Annotated in this window: 13 protein-coding genes; 5 read left to right on the top strand and 8 right to left on the bottom strand. The window is 73.7% G+C overall.

What is annotated here, in order from left to right; genetic code table 11:
• Window positions 1–191: 191 nt before the first annotated feature.
• Together rpsO and eccD are read right to left on the bottom strand one after the other, a co-directional pair.
• Window positions 192–482 carry a 30S ribosomal protein S15 gene (rpsO, locus tag ACIRD3_RS38750; RefSeq protein WP_209416808.1) on the bottom strand — a complete coding sequence of 97 codons (291 nt, stop codon included), beginning with the start codon at window positions 480–482 and terminating at the stop codon, window positions 192–194.
• Window positions 483–671: 189 nt separating this feature from the next.
• Window positions 672–2,132 carry a type VII secretion integral membrane protein EccD gene (eccD, locus tag ACIRD3_RS38745; RefSeq protein WP_402226383.1) on the bottom strand — a complete coding sequence of 487 codons (1,461 nt, stop codon included), beginning with the start codon at window positions 2,130–2,132 and terminating at the stop codon, window positions 672–674.
• A gap of 314 nt (window positions 2,133–2,446) precedes the next feature.
• Between eccD and eccCa the strand changes: the two genes are divergently transcribed.
• Both eccCa and ACIRD3_RS38735 read left to right on the top strand, forming a co-directional pair.
• The gene (gene eccCa / locus ACIRD3_RS38740) at window positions 2,447–6,388 is read left to right on the top strand and encodes a type VII secretion protein EccCa (RefSeq protein WP_402226381.1); all 3,942 of its coding nucleotides are present in this window, start codon (window positions 2,447–2,449) and stop codon (window positions 6,386–6,388) included.
• A gap of 470 nt (window positions 6,389–6,858) precedes the next feature.
• Window positions 6,859–8,259: an APC family permease gene (locus ACIRD3_RS38735; RefSeq protein ID WP_402226378.1), complete on the top strand. Its 1,401-nt coding sequence runs from the start codon at window positions 6,859–6,861 to the stop codon at window positions 8,257–8,259.
• 93 nt (window positions 8,260–8,352) lie between these two features.
• Here ACIRD3_RS38735 and ACIRD3_RS38730 read toward each other — a convergent pair whose 3' ends face one another.
• The 6 genes from ACIRD3_RS38730 to ACIRD3_RS38705 all read right to left on the bottom strand — a co-directional run bounded on the left by ACIRD3_RS38730 (window position 8,353) and on the right by ACIRD3_RS38705 (window position 14,287).
• Window positions 8,353–9,567: a hypothetical protein gene (locus tag ACIRD3_RS38730; protein WP_402226375.1), complete on the bottom strand. Its 1,215-nt coding sequence runs from the start codon at window positions 9,565–9,567 to the stop codon at window positions 8,353–8,355.
• A gap of 91 nt (window positions 9,568–9,658) precedes the next feature.
• The gene (locus ACIRD3_RS38725; protein ID WP_402226373.1) at window positions 9,659–10,201 is read right to left on the bottom strand and encodes a SigE family RNA polymerase sigma factor; all 543 of its coding nucleotides are present in this window, start codon (window positions 10,199–10,201) and stop codon (window positions 9,659–9,661) included.
• Window positions 10,202–10,308: 107 nt separating this feature from the next.
• On the bottom strand, window positions 10,309–11,595 hold the full coding sequence (mycP, locus tag ACIRD3_RS38720) for a type VII secretion-associated serine protease mycosin (protein WP_402226371.1): 1,287 nt from the start codon (window positions 11,593–11,595) through the stop codon (window positions 10,309–10,311).
• Between the two features lie 104 nt (window positions 11,596–11,699).
• A complete protein-coding gene (locus ACIRD3_RS38715; protein ID WP_402226368.1) occupies window positions 11,700–11,996 on the bottom strand; it encodes a WXG100 family type VII secretion target in 297 nt (98 codons plus the stop codon).
• 105 nt (window positions 11,997–12,101) lie between these two features.
• A complete protein-coding gene (locus ACIRD3_RS38710) occupies window positions 12,102–12,407 on the bottom strand; it encodes a WXG100 family type VII secretion target (RefSeq protein ID WP_402226366.1) in 306 nt (101 codons plus the stop codon).
• Window positions 12,408–12,589: 182 nt separating this feature from the next.
• Entirely contained in the window at window positions 12,590–14,287 is a 1,698-nt protein-coding gene (locus ACIRD3_RS38705; protein WP_402226363.1) for a type VII secretion protein EccB, read from the bottom strand.
• A gap of 213 nt (window positions 14,288–14,500) precedes the next feature.
• Between ACIRD3_RS38705 and eccE the strand changes: the two genes are divergently transcribed.
• From eccE to ACIRD3_RS38690, 3 genes are all read left to right on the top strand, one after another.
• Window positions 14,501–15,901 carry a type VII secretion protein EccE gene (eccE, locus tag ACIRD3_RS38700; RefSeq protein WP_402226361.1) on the top strand — a complete coding sequence of 467 codons (1,401 nt, stop codon included), beginning with the start codon at window positions 14,501–14,503 and terminating at the stop codon, window positions 15,899–15,901.
• Entirely contained in the window at window positions 15,901–16,668 is a 768-nt protein-coding gene (locus ACIRD3_RS38695; protein ID WP_402226359.1) for a hypothetical protein, read from the top strand. Before eccE ends, ACIRD3_RS38695 begins: the two co-directional genes overlap by 1 nt.
• Before the next feature lie 131 nt (window positions 16,669–16,799).
• The gene (locus tag ACIRD3_RS38690; protein WP_402226356.1) at window positions 16,800–18,977 is read left to right on the top strand and encodes a MinD/ParA family protein; all 2,178 of its coding nucleotides are present in this window, start codon (window positions 16,800–16,802) and stop codon (window positions 18,975–18,977) included.
• The last annotated feature ends 20 nt before the right edge of the window (window positions 18,978–18,997 follow it).

The raw sequence follows: 18,997 nt of genomic DNA, 5'->3' as shown, positions 1-18,997 counted from the left end.
GGTTCGGGTCTTTCTGCCCGGGTGGCGCGCTGGTGCGCCATCACCCGGCATGCCCACAACCCTACGGTGCAATCCTCGGGCACCCGGGGAGGTGCGCGCGAGTTGTTATGTCCGGGCGCCGCGGCCCGACGGCCGCGGCATACGCGCGAGGGGCGGCTCCCCGGAGTGGGGAGCCGCCCCGAGCGGCGGTCTTAGCGGGCGCCACCGGCGGCACCGCGGCGGATGCCCAGGCGGTCGACGAGCGTACGGAAACGCTCGATGTCCTTCTTGGCCAGGTACTGCAGCAGACGGCGGCGCTGGCCGACCAGGATCAGCAGGCCACGACGGGAGTGGTGGTCGTGCTTGTGCGACTTCAGGTGCTCGGTCAGGTCCGAGATGCGACGGGAGAGCATGGCCACCTGGACCTCGGGGGAGCCGGTGTCGCCCTCCTTCTGGCCGAACTCGGCGATGATCTGCTTCTTGACGTCAGAGGCGAGAGCCACTGCAACTCCTTCGGGGTCTACCGAGCGGTCCTGGTCGACAACACAGGACTCATCGAGAACTCGGTGTCGTGAGCGCGGCCCGCGCTCTGCGGCCCGGGGGGCTGCGGACACACGGCTGCGCTCGAAGGCCAAGCGTACCAGTGCCGCCCACCCGGCCGATCGGCGGGCCGGCGGGAGGCTCCGGGCGGGTCAGCCGGTGGCGCCGCGGACCAGCCGGTAGATGTCCAGGACGGCGAGCGCCAGCGGGACGAGCGAGATCAGGGTGAGGCTGTCGACCAGGTCCAGCACGCGGCCCCAGAAGGGGGAGACGCCCAGCCGGGGCACCACCAGCGCGATCGCGACGAGCAGCGCGGCGCCGAAGGCGATGGAGACGGCCAGCCAGATGGTGCGCAGGTCGAGCTGGGTGGTGGAGCCGGCCACCCGCAGGAAGAACTGCGGGGTGTGCAGGGACAGCCCGACGATCAGCAGGCACAGGCCGAGCAGGCCGGCCACGGTGAGGCTGAGGACCTGCGCGGTGTAGCGGAACAGCCGGGCGCGCAGCATGGTGGCCAGGCCCAGGGCGAGCGCGAGCACCTCGGGGAAGGTCTCGTCGGTGAAGCCGAGGACGGCGCAGGCGCCGACCACGACCGCGGCGCAGCCGCCGACCAGGCCGACCAGCACCTCGTGGCCGCGGCGGGCCTGGTGCGCGATCTTCTCGTACTGGACGGCCTCGGCGCGCTCGGCCTCCTCGTCGTAGTCGCGGCTGCGGGTGCGGGTCTGGCCGGGGGCGCTGAAACCGACCGGCAGCCGGGCGAAGCGGGCGGAGAGGCCGGGCAGGAAGCCGACGGCGGCGACGGCGGCGACGCCGGTCACGGCGGCGATGTGCCCGGCCGGGGTCCCGGGCGTCAGGACGGCGGCGAAGGTGGCGAGCGCGCCGGCGGTGGCGACCAGGGCGGCGGCGACGAACACCGCGTCCTTCTCCGGCAGCAGGCCGCTCAGCAGGACGGAGACCACCAGGACGGCGATGCAGCCGGCCAGGAACTGGAGCCGGCCGGGGCCGTCCCACGGGTGGGCGACGGCGATGAGCCCGCTGCCGCCGATCATGGCGTGCGGCAGGGCGCCGAGGCCGAGCGCGAGCGCGGCGTGCGCGTCCTGGTAGACCCGGGCTCGGACGCCGGCCAGCGCGGTGAGCACGACGGCGGTCACGCCGGCCAGCACGCCGGGCAGGCCGTGCATGTCGTGGCGCAGGTCGGCGAACCAGAGTGCGAAGCCGAGCAGGGTGAGCAGCACCCCGGCGCCGATGAGTCCGAAGCCGCGCGTCAGCTCGGCGGTCCAGAACCGGCGATCGGTCTCGACGGCGCTGGCGATGGCGTCGGCGACGTCGTCGTAGACGGCCGGCGGCAGGGACTCGGCGAAGGGGCGCAGCGCGAGCAGGTCGCCGTCGCGGACCTGCTGGGCGGCCAGCGGCAGACCGCTGTCCAGGACGGTCCCGTCCCGGCGGACCAGGTGGAAGCCGGTGGGGGTGCCGTCGGGCTGGCTCCGGTTGGCCAGGCGCAGCACCTCGGGGTACACGTCCGCGAGCGGGACGTCCTCGGGCAGGGCGACGTCGATCCGGCGGTCCGGGGCGACGACCGTCACCCGGCAGTAGCCGGTCGCGGCGGACGTGGTCATGCCCGCACCTCGATCCTTCGACGCACTTGGCGCTCCCCCTTGTTGACGGTGCCGAGGCCCGGCGGCGCTCGGTGTGGCTGTGGAACCGGCCCGACCGGGCCGCGAGTCGGCGCGGCGTCACCCTATCCGTACGGTTGGTGACCGGCGCCTGGGCGGGCGGTGCGGGGCCGACCGTTAGGATCGGCGCCTGCGCGAAGGTACGGGGGCTGCGCTGTGTGGGGCGTCCTCAGCCGCCGGATTCCCGTACGGCCCGTACGCAGTCGCGTGAGGGCTGACGCCGAAGTGATCGATCGACGCCACGGGGCGGATGACACATGGGTGTGATCACGGTCAAGCGACCGGCCAGGGCCTACCCGCCCACGGTGCCGGACGAACCGGTGGAGCTGGTGAGTCCGCCCGAACTGCCCCGGCAGGGCGGCGAGGACTGGCTGATGAGCATCCTGCCGATGTTCGGCATGGGCGGTTCGGCGGTGTTCTTCTTCGCGCCGGGAGCGGCCGCCCCGATGAAGGTCATGGGCGGTCTGATGATCGCCTCGACGGTCGGAATGGTGCTGGCCCAGCTCGTGCGGGCCCGCAAGGGCGGCTCCACCGCCATGGCGGACGAGCGGCGCGACTACCTCAAGTACCTGCAGCAGACGCGCCGCCAGGTGCGCCGCACGGCGGAGCGCCAGCGCGGCGCGCTGCTGTTCCTGAACCCGGCGCCCGACCAGCTGTGGTCGATCGTCGAGGACGGTCGGCGGCTGTGGGAGCGGCGCACCGCGGACGGCGACTTCGCGCAGATCCGGGTGGGCCTCGGGCCGGTCCAGCTGTCCACCCCGCTGGTGGCGCCGCAGACCGCGCCGATGGACGAGCTGGAGCCGCTGTCGGCCGCCGCGATGCACTCCTTCCTGAAGGCGCACGGCACCCTGCAGGACCTGCCGTTGGCGGTGTCGCTGCGCGCCTTCTACCACATCACGGTGTGCGGGGACCCGGACTCGGTGTACGGCAACGTGCGGGCGATGATCGCCCAGTTGACCACCCTGCACTCGCCGGACGACCTGATGGTGGCGGTCGCGGCGGCGCCCGGCGCGGCCGAGGAGTGGGAGTGGACCAAGTGGCTCCCGCACAACCAGCACCGCAAGGAGAACGACGGCGCGGGGTCGCGCCGGCTGTTCGCCACCGACCTCGGTGACCTGGAGTACCTGCTGCAGGACGAGCTGGCCGGCCGCCAGCGCTTCGTCCGGGACGTGGCGCCGGCGGCTGACCAGCCGCACCTGGTGGTCGTCATGGACGGTGCCGGGGTGCCGCACGACTCGCTGCTGGCGAGCCCGGAGGGCGTGCAGGGCGTGACCGTCGTCGAGGTCGTCCCGGGCGAGGTGGACGAGCCCAGCGGGCACCTGATGGTGACGGTCAACTCCGAGGAGCTGGTGCTGCGTTCGCCCTCCGGGGCGACGTACACCGGCAAGCCCGACCTGCTCTCGGTGTGGCAGTCCGAGGCGCTGGCGCGGCAGTTGGCGCCGTACCGGATCTCGGCCGGCGGGGACGACGAGCCGCTGCTGTCCGACCTGGACTTCACCGACATGATGAACTCGGGCGACCCGGGCTCCTTCGACGTGAACCGCGGCTGGCGCCAGCGCGCCCAGCACGAGCGGATGCGGGTGCCGATCGGGGTCGGCGCCAACGGCGAGCACGTCTACCTGGACATCAAGGAGGCCGCGCTGGAGGGCATGGGCCCGCACGGCCTGTGCGTGGGCGCGACCGGTTCCGGCAAGTCGGAGCTGCTGCGCACCCTGGTGCTGGCGCTGGCGATGACGCACTCCTCGGAGATCCTCAACTTCGTCCTCGCCGACTTCAAGGGCGGTGCGACCTTCTCCGGCATGGCCGACATGCCGCACACCTCCGCGGTGATCACCAACCTGGAGGGCGAGCTCACCCTGGTCGACCGCATGCGCGACGCGATCGAGGGCGAGCTGCACCGCCGTCAGGAGCTGCTGCGCTCGGCGGGCAACTACGCCAACATCCACGAGTACGAGCGGGCCCGGGCGGCCGGCGCGGCGCTGGACCCGCTGCCCTCGCTGGTGCTGATCATCGACGAGTTCTCCGAGCTGCTCACCGCCAAGCCGGACTTCATCGAGATGTTCATCCAGATCGGCCGGATCGGCCGGTCGCTGGGCGTGCACCTGCTGCTGGCCTCACAGCGCCTCGAGGAGGGCAAACTGCGCGGCCTGGACACCTACCTCTCCTACCGGATCGGTCTGCGCACCTTCTCGGCGGCCGAGTCGCGGGCCGCGATCGGCGTGCCGGACGCGTACCACCTGCCGCCGGTGCCGGGCGTCGGCTACCTCAAGTTCGGCGAGGACGTGATGGACCGGTTCAAGGCCGCCTACGTCTCGGGGCCGTACCGGGCCCCGGGGCAGCAGCGGTCGACCGGCGGGCGGCGGGTCGCCGCGCGCCCGGTGGAGTTCACCGCGGCCTTCGTGGACCTGCCGGACCCGGTGGAGGAGGAGGCCCCGCCGGTGCCGGAGCAGGACGACGCGCTGGTGGACACCGTGCTGGACGTGTTCGTCCAGCGGATGGCGGGCCAGGGTCCGGCCGCGCACCAGGTGTGGCTGCCGCCGCTGGAGGAGGCGCCGAGCATGGACCACCTGCTGCCGCCGCTGCAGGTGGTGCCGGAGCGCGGGCTGACCGCCCCCGGCTACCCGGCGGGCCGGCTGCGGGCGCCGATCGGCATCGTGGACAAGCCGCGCGAGCAGAAGACGGACATCCTGGAGGTCGACTACGCGGGGGCGGCCGGTCACGGCCTGATCGTGGGCGGCCCGCGTTCGGGCAAGTCGACCGTGGTGCGCACCAAGGTGGCCTCGTTCGCGCTCACCCACACCGCGCGCGAGGTGCAGTTCTACCTGCTGGACTTCGGCGCGGGCAGCTTCGGGTCGCTGGCCGGGCTGCCGCACGTCGGCGGGGTGGCCGGGCGCCTGGACGTGGACAAGGTGCGCCGGATGGTCTCCGAGGTGCACGGGGTGATGAACCGGCGCGAGGAGCTGTTCCGGGTCACCGGGATCGACACCATCGGCACCTACCGGGCCCGCCGGGCGGCCGGTCAGCTGCCGGACGAGGCCTTCGGCGACGTCTTCCTGGTGATCGACGGCTGGAACACCTTCAAGCAGGAGTTCGAGGGCCTGGAGCCGGTCATCGGCGACATCGCCCAGCGCGGCCTCGGCTACGGCGTCCACCTGATCATCACCGCGGCCCGGTACGCGGAGGTCCGCCCGGCGCTGAAGGACCTGCTGCAGAACCGCACCGAGCTCAAGCTGGGCGACGCGATGGAGTCCGAGGTCGACCGCCGGGTGGCGCAGAACGTCCCGCCGCTGGCCGGCCGGGGCGTCACCCCGGAGCGGCTGCACTTCCTGTCCGGTCTGCCGCGCCTGGACGGCTCCTCCTCCGTGGAGGACCTGCGGGACGGCGTGGCCGGGCTGGTCGCCGCGATCGACGGCGCCTGGGCGGGGCCGCGCGCCCCGCAGGTGCGGATGCTGCCGGCCGTCCTGGACGGGAACTCGCTGCCGAAGGGCTTCGAGCACCCGGAGCGCGGCGTGTCCTTCGGCGTGGACGAGGCGGAGCTGGCACCGGTCTTCGTGAACTTCGAGACCGACCCGCTGTTCATCGTCTTCGGCGACACCGAGTCCGGGAAGTCCGCGGTGCTGCGGATGCTGATCAAGCAGATCACCGAGCGCTACACCCCGGAGCAGGCGGGCATCGTGGTCGGCGACTACCGGCGCGCGCTGCTGGGCACGGTGCCGCCGGAGTACCTGGTCGAGTACGCGGCCGCCCAGCCGGCCGTGTCGGCCGTCGTGGAGATGCTGCGCGGCGCCTGCTCGCGCCGCCTGCCGGGCCCGGACGTGACCGCCGAGCAGCTGCGCAACCGCAGCTGGTACAGCGGCAAGGACATGTTCGTGATCGTCGACGACTACGAACTGGTCGCCACCGGCTCGGGCAACCCGCTGGCGCCGCTGGCCGAGTTCCTGCCGTTCGCCCGGGACATCGGCCTGCGGGTGATCGTGGCCCGCAGCGCGGGCGGCGCCGGGCGCTCGCTGTACGAGCCGGTCCTGCAGCGGATGCGCGAGCTGGGCGGCCAGGGCGTGATCCTCTCCGGGAACCGGGACGAGGGCGCGCTGCTGGGGACGGTCAAGCCGCAGGCGCTGCCGCCGGGCCGCGGGGTGTACGTGTCACGCCGCGCGACCAACGGGCAGATGGTCCAGACGGGCTGGCTGCCGGTGGTGTAACCACGCCGGTCGTGACGGACGGTGATCGAAGGGGTCGGACTCCGCGGAGTCCGACCCCTTCGGCGTCCCAGGTGCTGAAACGTTACCTAGATCTTTCCCGGCCGGTGCTGCGGTTCCCGTACCCCGCCGTGGGCGTTCTCGCGCCGTTTCGGGGCGCCTGGACGTGTTGCCGTCCACCTGGAGTCACGCCTTTGAATGCCAGCCTTCAACTGTTTGTTTACCTTCGATTCAACCCCGAGGAAGCCGAGGTAACAAGTCGGACAAACCGCGCAATGACCGAACGTGATCATCGGATCGCATGTTTATGCCGTTCGCCGCAACGGATTCCGCAGCGGTTCCGACGTTGACGCAATCAATACGCCCAAGGTTCCATTGCGGCCCGGGAGCGACTGGACCGAGACCCGAGCAGCCAGCCAGCGGAGGCGATACCGCTCCCCATCCAGGACCGCACAGAGCCGATCGGAAGCCACATGACCGACACGCTTCGCCCGCCACAGAACGTAGCCGCACCGGCGGCCGAGGCGGCAGCGCCCCAGCAGCTCAAGCGCTCGATCGGCGTCGTGGGCGGCACACTGCTCACGCTGTCCTGCGTCACCCCGGCGTCGACGCTCTTCGTGATCGTGCCGGAGCTGTTCTCCAGCATCGGCAGCGCCACCGCCCTGGCCATCGCCATCGGCACCGTGCTCTGCGTCGCCGTCGCGTTCTGCTACTCCGAGCTCGGCACGCTGATCCCCAGCGCGGGCGGCGAGTACGCGATGGTCGGCACCCTGGCCGGACGGCTGATGGGCTGGCTGGTCTTCGTGCTCTCCCTGATCGTGGTGATGATCGTCCCCTCGGTCATCGCACTCGGCACCGCCGACTACCTCGCCCCGGTCCTGCACGTGGACAAGGCCATGACCGGCGCCGCCGTGATGCTGGCCGCCACCCTGGCCGGCCTGCTCGACCTGCGCGCCAACGCCTGGATCACCGGCATCTTCCTGGTGCTGGAGGTCATCGCGGCCGGCGTCGTCTCGGTGCTCGGCTTCGCCCACGCCAACAGCCACGCCCCCAGCCTGCTGCACGGCGTGGTCGCCGGGGACGGCGGCACCACCACCGTGAGCGTGGGCGCCGTCGTCGGCGCGCTCGGCATCGCCCTCTTCATCACCCAGGGCTTCTCCACCGCCGTCTACCTGTCCGAGGAGCTGGAGAACCCCCGCCGCAACGTCTCCCGCACCGTGCTGTGGACGCTCGGCATCTCCTCCGCGGTCATCCTGATCCCGGTCGTCGCCATCACCGTCGGCGCCCCCGACCTGCAGACCCTGACCTCCGGCGACATCTCCGGCATGGTCACCGCCTGGAGCAACTCCGCGGTCGGCACCTTCATCAGCCTCTGCGTCGCGCTGGCCATCATCAACGCCGGCATCGTCATGGTCATCCAGAACTCCCGGGTGCTGTTCGCCTCCGCCCGCGACAAGGCCTGGCCGGAGCCGGTCAACAAGGCCTTCGGCACCCTCGGCCGCTTCGGCTCCCCCTGGATCGCCACCCTGGCCGTGGGCCTGCCCGGCGCCGCGCTCTGCTTCGTCAAGGGCGAGCTGCTGAGCAACATCACCGGCGTCGCCGTCACCGGGATGTACCTGCTGGTCGCGATCGCCGCGCTGCTCTCCCGCCGCGCCCACCACAAGCACGCCCCCGCCTGGCGGATGCCGCTGTGGCCGGCCGTCCCGGTCGTCCTGATCGCCGTCCTGGTCTACGTGATGACCCAGCTGGACACCGAGCCCCTGCTGTGGACCGGCGGCATCACCGCCGCCGCCACCCTCTACTGGCTGTTCTACCTGCGCCCCCGGCAGGACACCCGCTGGGTGATCAGCCTCCCCGAGGACCAGCAGGCCTGACCCCCACCCCTCCCCCACACTCCCCCACAAGCGGTGCCCCGGGCCTCCCCCAGCCCGGGGCACCGCCGCGTCCGGGCTCCGCCCGCCGGGCCGCTACCGGCCGCCCCGCCACTCCGGAGCGGCGACGATCGCCTCCAGCTGCGCCACGCTCAGCAACGGCTGCCCGGTCGGACCCTGGGCGGCCGAGACGTACCGGTCGCCCCGCAGCAGCTCCGCCATCGGTCGGCCCTGCGGATCGGCCGTCCCCGGGCCGTGCAGCCTGAGCCGGCCGCCGTCGGGCAGCACCGTCGCCCCCTCGAACGCCTGCGCCGTCTTCTCCGCCGCCGCCGGCGACACCTTCCGCAGCTGCAGGAACACCGACCCGGCGGTCCCGCTCCGGTCCAGCCGGACGTCGGCCGTCACCTCGTTGCCGTCGATCCCGGTGACGTCCGTCCCGGCCGGCAGCAGCCGGGCCAGGAGCGCCCGGCGGTCGTCCAGCGACAGACCGGTGCCCTCGGCCGCGCGGTCCACGCCGTTGTCCTTCAGGCCCGCGACGATCCGGTCCCAGGACCTGTCGGTGACGATCGCCCGCAGCCGCTCCGGGCTGAGCGGCGGGGCGGGGCGGCTGACGGCCGCGCCCTTCTCCTGCGCCGCGTTCCACTCGCTGAGCACGACCTCCCGCCCGTCCGGGCCGTCCAGCGCCACGATCCACTCCTTGGTCTCGGCGCGGTGGTCCGGGTACTCGTAGCCCTGGCTCAGGAACAGCCGGGAGCCGTCCGCCAGGGTGGAGACCGCGCAGGAGTCGATCCGGTCGAGCTTCGGGTCCGGGCAGCTGCGCTCCTGGGCCCGGCCCTTGCGGTTGCGCTGGACCGAGAGCGACACGGCCGCCGGACCCTGGCCGTCGTCGAACACCAGGCTGGCGCCGGCGAAGGTGCCGTCGAAGGCCGGGTCGTCGGTACCGCGGCCCTTGGCGCCGGTGGTCGCACCGGCGGGCAGCAGGGCCCGCAGGGTGGCCACCACCTCGTCGCCGGTGATCACGACCGTGGACGGGGACGCGGACGGGGCCGCCGGGCCGGTGCCGGAGGCGGACGCCGCTGCCGCCACCGCGCCCGGCACCGACGACGCGCCGGCCAGGTGAACCGCACCGGCGCCCACCAGGGCCAGTGCGGCCGCACCGCCCACCACGGCGGCGGTCGACCGGCGGCGCCAGCGACGGCGGCCGCGCCGGTAGCCGCCGTCGACCAGGTCGGCCGGTCCGGTACGGAAACCTTCACCCGTACGGGTGAGGGCGTACAGCAGGTCTTCCTCGAACGGGTCGGGTTCGGACATGGGTGTGCACCGTCTCCTTGGGTCGCGGATGGCGAGCGGATGGCGAGAAGTCACGGACGGCGAGAAACCGTCAGCGGATCGCGAGAGGTCGTCAGCGGATGGCGAGCTCGGACAGCGAGTCGCCGAGCAGGGCGCGCAGCCGGGCCAGCGCCCGGGTGGTGCGGGTCCGGACGGCGCCGGAGGACACCCGCATCACCTCGGCGGTCTCCTCGACGCTGCGGTCCTCCCAGTAGCGCAGCACCAGGACCGCGCGGTCCTTGGGCGGCATCCGTCCGAGGGCGTCGAGGAGGGTCAGCCGCAGGCTGCTGTCGCCGTCGTGCCCCGCCGGCTCCGGCAGGGCGTCGGTGGGGCGTTCGCCGCTGGAGCGGCGGCGCTGCTGGGCGAGGAAGGTGCGCACCATGACGGTGTGGGTGTAGGCCGCCGGGTTGGCGATCCGCTCCCGGCCGCCGGTGAAGGCGCTGCGCCGCCAGAGCACGTACATCCGGCCGAGCGCCTCCTGGACGAGGTCCTCGGCGTGGTGGGTGTCACCGCTGGTGAGCAGGCAGGCCGAGCGGTACAGGTGACCGGTGCGGCCGGAGACGAGCTCCAGGAACTCGGCGTCCTTGGCCTCCCGGCCCGCCCCGATCCACCCCATGTGCGCCGCCCCCCGTGGTCCGCCCGCCCTGACACTTCATCGATGCGGTGGGAGGGCCGTGGTGTTACAGCCGGGCGGGGAGGAGTTCTCCGGTGGTCGGGTCCGGATCAGTCGGCGGACCTGCGCCGGTGGTCGCGCAGCACCACGCCGCCGCCGATGAGCAGCGCGACCAGCAGCGCGCCGACGCCGAGGACGTACGTCGCGGTGCGGCCGTCGCGGTCGGCCTGGGTCTCGCCGAGCCCGACCGGCCGCGGCACGATCGGCGCGGAGGCGAGCTGCACCGGCGCGTCCGGGACCGCCGCGAACGGCGCGACCTCGGGAGCCTTGGTGACCGCCTTGACCGGGTCCACCACGCCCCAGCCGACGAACGGGTCCGGGTCGCGCCGGGTGCGCTGCGCGGTCTGCTCGATCCAGGCCCGCACCTGGGCGGCCTTCCACGACGGGTGCGCGCCGCGCAGCAGCGCGGCCAGCCCGGAGACGTACGGGGCGGCGAAGCTGGTGCCGTTGTCCACGCACTGGCCGCTGCCGGGCACGGTGGACAGCATGTCGACGCCGGGTGCGGCGACCTTCACGAAGGAGCCGTACTGGGAGAACGGCGCCCGCTCGTTGTTGCGGTCGGAGGCGCCGACGGCGAGCACGGTCGGGAAGGCGCCCGGGTAGGTGTCGCCCTCCTTGCCGTCGTTGCCGCTGGAGGCGACCACCACGACGTCGGCCTCCTCGGCCCGCTGGATGGCGGCCTTGAGCTCCGGGTAGCCGCCGAAGCGGGCGTCGCCCGCGCCGCGCACGTCCTGGGAGATGTTGATGACCCTGGCCTTGGCCGCGACCGCCTCGTTGATGGCCGCGACGAGGGTGGAGACGTCGCCGTTGCCGTCGCCGTCGTTCTGCCGGATCGACAGGATCTGGGCGTCCGGCGCCAGCCCGACGAAACCGGTCCGGTCGCTCCGGCGGGCGGCGATGATGCCGGCCACCTTGGTGCCGTGGCCGACCGGGTCCTCGACGGCCGTGCCCGGGATCTTCTCCTTGGTCTCCCGGTTGACCAGGAGGTTGGACCCGCCCTGGACCTTGTCGGCCGGAGGCGCCTTCGGGTCCTCGGCCGGGACCTGGCCCGCCAGCTGCGGGTTGGTCCGGTCGACCCCGGTGTCGATGACGGCGACCTTCACGCCCGCGCCGGTGGTCCTCCCGCCCTGCCACAGCTCGTCCAGCAGCAGGCGCTGCAGAGACCACGGCACGGTCTGCACGTCGGGCGCGGGTTTGGGGCAGTCGCCCGCGGCGGCCGACCCCGGCCCGCCGTCGGCGTGCGCCGGGGCGGCGAGCGGACCGCCCAGCACCGCGAGCGCGGCCAGCGCCGCGGCCGCCTTCCGGTACCCGCGTCCGGACACCCTGCCACCCCTCATGTCGATCGTTCCTGCCGCGCGCCGGAGGGCGGGTCCCCGAGGTCCGGGTAGCCGCCCCCTGTCACTCCCGTGCGTTCCCGCTCCTCATCGGGGGGAACGCGTGGTCAGTGGTTGCCCCAGAGCTGGGCGTTCTTGTTCTCGGTGGTGCGGTAGCTCTGCGCGGCGTTCTCCAGCGAGGTCGCGATCTGCGTGCAGGTCGTGTGCAGGTCGTTGGCCGCGGAGTCCCACTTGGCCTGCTGGACCTTGTAGCCCTCCTGGGCCTTGCCCTGCCAGCTGTGGGCGATGCGGGTGACGTCCTTCTTCAGGTCGCTCAGCATCTGCTCGATGCGGGCGGCCGACGCCTTGACCTCCTCGGCGGCGTGGTGGACGGTCTCGAAGTTGACGAGGATGTGGTCGGACACGGTGTTGTCTCCCTTGACGAGGCTGCGGGGCGCTCCGCGATCGGCGGCGGACACCCCGTCGGACGGCGGTTCGGAACGGTCCGGCGATCAGCGCGGGTTCGGCGATCAGCCCTGGGCGTTGGCGAACAGCGCCTTCTGCTCTTCCTCGGTGGTCGCGTAGTGCTTGGTGGTCATCTCGATCGCGTGCTTGATCGCGGTCAGCGATTCCTTGAGCTTCGCGATGTCCTCGTTGACCTTGTTCTGCAGGTTGGTGTAGGCGGTCGCCGCCTGGCCCTGCCAGCCGGTGGTGATGCCCGTGACCGTGCTGATCAGCTTGGTCTTCTCGGCCTCGATCTTGCCGATGGCCTGCTCGATCTGGTTGGCGAAAGCCAGCATCTCCTGCGCGGTCATCGTGAACTGACCCTGAGCCATGCTCCACCGTCCCCCATGAGACAACATTGCGTGTACGGAGGGCCCCGGAGGGCCCCACCATCGCATCACCCGTGTGATGTCCACCAGCACTGTAGTGGGCACACGCAGCTCACCCAACACCGAACACTGAGTAGTTACCAGGCCATGACACGGCGGCCAATTCCCCCACCGCGCTTGGCCGCTCAGGCGTTCTGCGGCTGGGCGGCGCTCTTCGCCGTCAGCGGCGGGCCGGCCGGCACCAGGTTCGACCACTCCTTCGGCACCGGCAGCGGCTGGACCCCCTGGAGGCCCAACCGGGCCTGGTTGCCGCCGGTTTCGTCCTGCGGCCGACCGGGCTGCTGGCCCGGCTGGTCCGGTGCCCCCGGGTTCGGGCCGGCGGACTGCCCGCCCGGGGGCTTCGGGGCACCGCTCTGGCCGGGCTTGGCACCCGGCGCGGACGTGGCGCCGGGGCCGCCGTCACCGTTGGACGGGACGGCGTAGCGCAGTCCGGTCTCGGTGATCAGGAAGTCCGTTCCGGACGCGGTCATGGAGTTGTCCAGCGCCCGGTAGAACAGGCCGTGACCCGGGGTCACGTACGCGCCCCCAGCCCCGTTGTTGTACGCCGCGGGGTACGAAGTCCCGGCCCAGACGCTGCGCTTGGGCGCCTTGCCGTCCTCGGCGATGCCGTCGAAGGTGCTGCACACCACCAGCCTGGCGTCCTGGCGGTCCTGCCAGTTGTTCACCGGCGCACCGGTCTTCAGCGGCCAGTCCGCCGCGGTGCCGGGCAGCGGGGTCTCGCTGCCGACCAGGGACTGGTCGGCCGGAGTCATCTCGTCGCTGCGCGGCTTCTTGTCCTGGTCGTACTTGTAGAGCACCTGGTACGCCGGGTTCTGCCGGATCAGCTCCGCCTGGAACGCGGTGACCAGGTAGAGCCGGTCCTCGCCGACCACGTAGTGGCGGTCCTGGTAGTGCACCAGCCGGCCGACCCGGTGGTCGGCGGCGTTCCCCAGCTGCACCGTGGAGTTGGGGTTCGGGGTGTCGGCCACACCCTTGACCTGCGGGAAGGTGATCGGGGTTCCGTTAACCAGGGTTTCCAGCCAGTCCCGCTTGACCCGCTGCGGCACCGCGTTGGGCCCGAAGACCGCGGTGATCAGCGATTTGCGCTCCTTGTCGTCGGACTGCGGGGTGCCGATCTCGTGCTTGCGGCCCTGCGCGTCCACCAGGAAGACCTTCGGGCCCGCGGCGGCATGCTGGCCCGGCGTCGGCGCGGCGGCGACCTGCTGCTCGTCGGCCTGCTGCACCAGCATCAGCTGGTCCGGGCCGAGCATCCGGTCCTTGGCCGCGAGCGCCGCCGCGTCCCGGCCCGCCGCCACGAACACCGCCTGGTTGACGGTCTCCTGCCTGTCGTCCGAGCCCGGGCGGTCGCACACCGCCCACTTCATCGGCTTGCTCGCGTTGTCCCGGCTCGGCAACTTGTCCGGCGCGTACGGGATGCCGATGGTCGGACCGTGGTTGGGGTACCGGTCGAGCACCCCGTCGTCGACCACCACGACCTTGGCGTCGGCGGGCAGCACCAGCCGCGCCGAGGACATGTTGAGCACCTGGTGCAGCCGCTTGGTCTTGCCGTCCGGATCCACCAACACCACGTAGCGGGTGGTCGACTGCTTGCCCTGGATGACGTTGTTGCCCTCGTCCCACTTCAGCGGGGCGCTGGGCTTGAACACCCCCCAGAGCCCGAACCCGGCCACCACCACCGCACCCGCCAGGATGCTCGGCAGCACCGCCTTCACCGGACGCGGCGCGTCCTCGTCGCTGCCACCGCCGGCCGGCAGCAGGAACGCCCCGACCGTGCGTTTGCGGGCGAAGGTGTACGCGTTGAGCTCGTCCCGGCGCGATGCCATCCTCGTCGTCCCCCTTGTCAGACATGTCCAGACGCCGTCAGACGTCGTCAGCCCTCGTCGGACGCCGTCCGACCGGCCCGCCCCTGGTCCACCCGCCGGGCGCACCGGCGCGAACCCTCTACGATGCGGCAGCAGACGGTGAGTACGGTACGGGTGCGGTCCGCGAACCAGCCAGCCGGGCCGCGGCAACGGATCAGAGAGGGCCACCGGGGGATGCCAAGCCAGACCGCGCCAGGACGCCGACGCAGCGCGGGCGGCGGGGAGCCGCGCCGGTCCGGTCGGGCCCGGCGCGGCGGCCCGGACACCGGGGCGGCGCCCGGCGGGCCGCAGCCGAGCCACGGCGGCGCCGTCCAACCGCGCGTCAATCCCCGACCCGGGCTGCTCGGCGGCCGGTTGAAGCTCCAACAGCTCGTCCTGGTCGAGGTCGCGGCGGCGCTGGTCGCGGTCGGCTGGACGATCAGCCGCCCGGTCGCGGCCGGCTTCGGCGCGGTCGCGCTGGTCCTGCTCGTCCTCGCGGCCGTCCCGGTGCGCGGCCGGACCGTCCCCGAACTGCTGCGGGTGCGTTCCGCCCTCAAGTCCCGCCGCAAGCAGGCCCGTACGCTGCTGCCGCCGACCGGCACCGACCCGGCGCTGGCGCCCGCGCTGGAGCTCGAACCGGCGCTGCGCACCTGCACCCACGCCACCGAGGCCGAGTTCGGCGGCCGCCCGGTCCGCCGGGAGACCGGCATGGTCGGCGACGGCACCTTCCTCAGCTCGCTGCTGCTCGTCCAGGCCAAGGACCAGCCGCTGCGCCCGGTGCGCACCGCGCTCCCGCTGCCGCTGGACGTCATCTGCTCGGCGCTCACGGTGGACGACATCACCCTGGAGTCGGTGCAGCTCGTCCAGCACACCCAGCCCGCCCCGGCTCCGCACCTGCCCGAGCAGTCGCTGGCCGCCCGCGCCTACCGCGAGCTGCCGGACGGCACCTCCACCCCCGGGCTGCGGCTGACCTGGGTCGCCCTCAAGCTCGACCCGGAGCGCGCGGCGGCCGCCGTCCGCGCCCGCGGCGGCGGAGAGGAGGGCGCCCGCAAGGCGCTCCAGCGGGTGGCCGACCAGCTGGCCGGACGGCTCAACAGCGCCGGGTTCAACGCGACCGTCCTGGACGAGCGCGAGCTGATCGCGGCCCTGGCCATCTCCGCCTGCGCCAACCCGATCGCGGTGGCCGGCCGCCAGGGCACCGGCAGCGGCGGCGGCACCACCCGCCGCACCCAGGAGGGCAACCGGTTCTGGCGGATCGACGACCGCTGGCACTCCACCTACTGGATCTCCCGCTGGCCGCAGCTCAGCCGCCCCGGTGGCGCCCCTGGCCGGATCGCGGCGCCGGACCTGGTCAACCTGGTCACCGGCTCCCCGGCCCTGGCCAGCACCTTCAGCCTGACCGCCGGGCACGGCACCGGCGGCTCGGTGACCATCAGCGGCCACGTGCGGGTGACCGGGCGCAGCGAGAGCGAGGTCGGCCAGGTCGGCCGCCAGGTGGAGACCAGGGCGCAGAGCGCCGGCCTCGGCCTGGTCCGGCTCGACCTGGAGCAGGCCCCGGGCATGCTCGCCACCCTGCCGCTGGGAGGAGCGTCCTGATGGCGTACCAGACCTATCCCGCCCTCGGCCCGCAGCCCGGTGCCGAGCAGCGCCGGGTCCGCCCGCGGATCCTGCCCGGTTTCGGACTGCGCGGCCCGCGCCGGGAGAAGCACGTCCTGGAGGCGGCCGACCTCGGCGCGCTGGCCTTCCCGGTCGGCGACGACGGCGTGGTCATCGGCGTCGACCCGCGGGGGCTGCCCGCCGTGCTCGGCCTGTTCCGCCCCAGCGCGTACGACCTGGTGCTGGTCGGCGGCATGTGGACGGCGCAGGTCATCGCGCTGCGGGCGGCCGCGATCGGCGCCCGGGTCGTGGTGGAGACCGCCCGCGGACAGCTCTGGGGGCCGATGGCCCAGGCCGCCGGCGGCGGACAGCCGTGCGTGACGGTCCACCAGGTCGGCCGGCTCGGCCCGCAGGGCGCCTCGGTGGCCTCGCCGGTGCTGGTGGTGCGCGACCTCGGTGCCCGCCCGCCGCGCAGCCGGCTCTCCGCCGCGCCCTGGCAGACCACCCTGACGCTGCTGCCCTACCTGGGCCCGAACGCCTCCCGGGTGCTCAACGCCGCCGACCTGGTCGGCGTGCAGCGGATCTCCCCGCAGGAGGCGGAACTGACCGGCCGGGTGCTCCCGCTCCCGCCGGAGGACGTGGCCACGCTGCCCACCCTCGGCGACGACCTCACCCTGTGGGCCACCCGGATGCGGCGGCAGTACGTACGGGCCGTGGCCGGACAGGCCGAGCAGCAGGTGCTCGGCGGCCCGCGCCGGATGGACTGAGCGGCGCCTCGCCGCACCCGGCGGGCCACCGCGGAACCGAAGCCGCCTTCAACGGGGCTTGCCGTACGGCCTAGTCTGGGATGCGGCAACGGCACCGCTGAACAAGCGGCGGCGAACACGAGGGAGCCAGAGTGAGCAGCGATCGGGACGGCGTCTACGTCGGCGACAACGCGGCGGAGGACGACGACGACTGGTCCGACGCGCCTGACTACACTCCCCCGTCCTGGTACGTGCAGACCGAGGGCCCGGCGGCCGTGCCGGCCCCGACGGCGGCCTCGACGGCGGCGCCGGTGAGCGCGCCCGCCGGGCCGGCCGACGCGCCGGCAGCGGCGCCGACGCCGGTGCCCGCTCCGGCGCCCGCTGCTCCGGCACCCGCTGCTCCGGCACCCGCGCCGACCCCTGCTCCCGCCGCGGCGGCGGCGCAGGTCCCGGCTCCGGCCCCCGCCCCCCAGGCCGAAGCCGCGCCGACCGCCGTGCCCACCACCGCCCCGGCGCCCGCTTCGCCGGTGCCCCCGGTGCCGCCGGTCCAGGCCGAGGCCCAGCACGTTCCGTTCCCGGCGGCGTCCCCGATGCCGCACCCGGCCCCGGCCCCCGTCGCCGAGCAGCCGCAGGCCGTCGCCCCGGGCTGGCCGACGCCGGAGGCCCTGGCGCAGCAGCCCGCCCCGCAGCCGTACCCGGCGGCCCCCGCGCCCGCCGCCACGGCGCAGCCCGTCCCCCAGGCGTACCCGCAGCCGCCCGCCCAGGCGGTCCCGCCGCAGGACCAGCAGGCCGCGTGGGACCCGCAGGCCGCCTGGGCGGCGCAGGCGCAGGCCCAGCAGGCGGCCCAGCCGCAGCCGGCCCCCGTCGCCGCGCCGCAGCCCGCCCCCGCTCCCGCCCCGGCGCCGCAGCCCGGCCCGGTGGACCCGCGCCAGGGCGGCTGGCCGCAACCCGCCGCCTACCAGCAGCCGGCCCAGCCGCAGCCCGGCCAGCCCCAGCCGCACCCGGGCCAGCCGGGCCCCGCCCAGCCGTGGCAGCAGCAGCCGCAGGCCCAGCAGCCCGCCGCGTTCCAGCAGTCCGCCGCCCCGCAGCAGACCGCCCACGGCGCCCCGCTCGGCTACACCGCCGCCGTGGAGCTGTCCTCGGACCGGCTGCTGCGCAGCCAGCCCAAGCAGCAGCGCCAGCAGCCCCGGTTCCAGTTCGGCGGCAAGGCCGCGGCGGCCGAGAAGGCCCGCAAGCTGGAGATCATCCGCACCCCGGTGCTGAGCTGCTACCGGATCGCCGTGATCAGCCTCAAGGGCGGGGTCGGCAAGACCACGACCACCACCGCGCTCGGCGCGACCCTGGCCAGCGAGCGCCAGGACAAGGTGATCGCGATCGACGCCAACCCGGACGCCGGCACCCTGGGCCGCCGGGTCAAGCGCCAGACCGGCGCGACCATCCGCGATCTGGTGACGGCCATCCCGCACCTGCGCAGCTACATGGACATCCGTCAGTTCACCTCGCAGGACCTGAACTCGGGCCTGGAGATCCTGGCGAACGACGTCGACCCGGCGGTCTCCACCACCTTCAACGACTCGGACTACCGCCAGGTGATCGACGTGCTGGGCCGCCAGTACCCGATCATCCTGACCGACTCCGGCACCGGTCTGCTGTACAGCGCGATGCGCGGGGTGCTGGACCTGGCCGATCAGCTGATCATCGTCTCCACCCCCAGCGTGGACGGCGCCTCCAGCGCCTCGACCACCCTGGACTGGCTCTCCGCGCACGGCTACGCGGACCTGGTGCAGCGCAGCATCACGGTGGTCTCCGGGGTGCGCGAGACCAGCAAGATGATCAAGGTCGAGGACATCGTCGCGCACTTCCAGACCCGCTGCCGCGGCGTGGTCGTGGTGCCGTTCGACGAGAGCCTGGCGGCCGGCGCCGAGGTCAACCTCGACATGATGCGGCCCAAGGTCCGCGAGGCGTACTTCGAGCTGGCCACCCTGGTCGGCGAGGACATCGCCCGGGCCCAGCAGGCCGCCGCCCAGCAGGCCGCCTGGCAGCAGCCGCAGGCCCCCCAGCCGTACCCGGCCCAGGCCGCGCCGACCCCGCAGCCCGCCCCCGGCGCACCGTGGGCGCCGCAGCCCGGCCAGACCCCGCCGCCCCCGCCCGGCTACGGCTACCCGCCGCCCCAGCAGCCCTGGCCGCCGCAGCAGGGCGCCCCGCAGCCCGACCCCGGCTACGGCTACCCGCCCGCCCAGGGCCAGCCGCCGGCGCCCGCGCCGGACGGCCACCAGCCCCCGCCGCCGCCCGGCTACGGCTACCCGCCGCAGGCGCCCCCGCAGCAGTGACGGCACGGGAAGGGCCCGCC

It is taken from the genome of Kitasatospora sp. NPDC093550, from assembly GCF_044764985.1.
Classification (GTDB): domain Bacteria; phylum Actinomycetota; class Actinomycetes; order Streptomycetales; family Streptomycetaceae; genus Kitasatospora.
The sequence above is the reverse complement of the archived record's forward strand: the minus strand, read 5'-3'. Positions and strand labels throughout refer to the sequence as shown.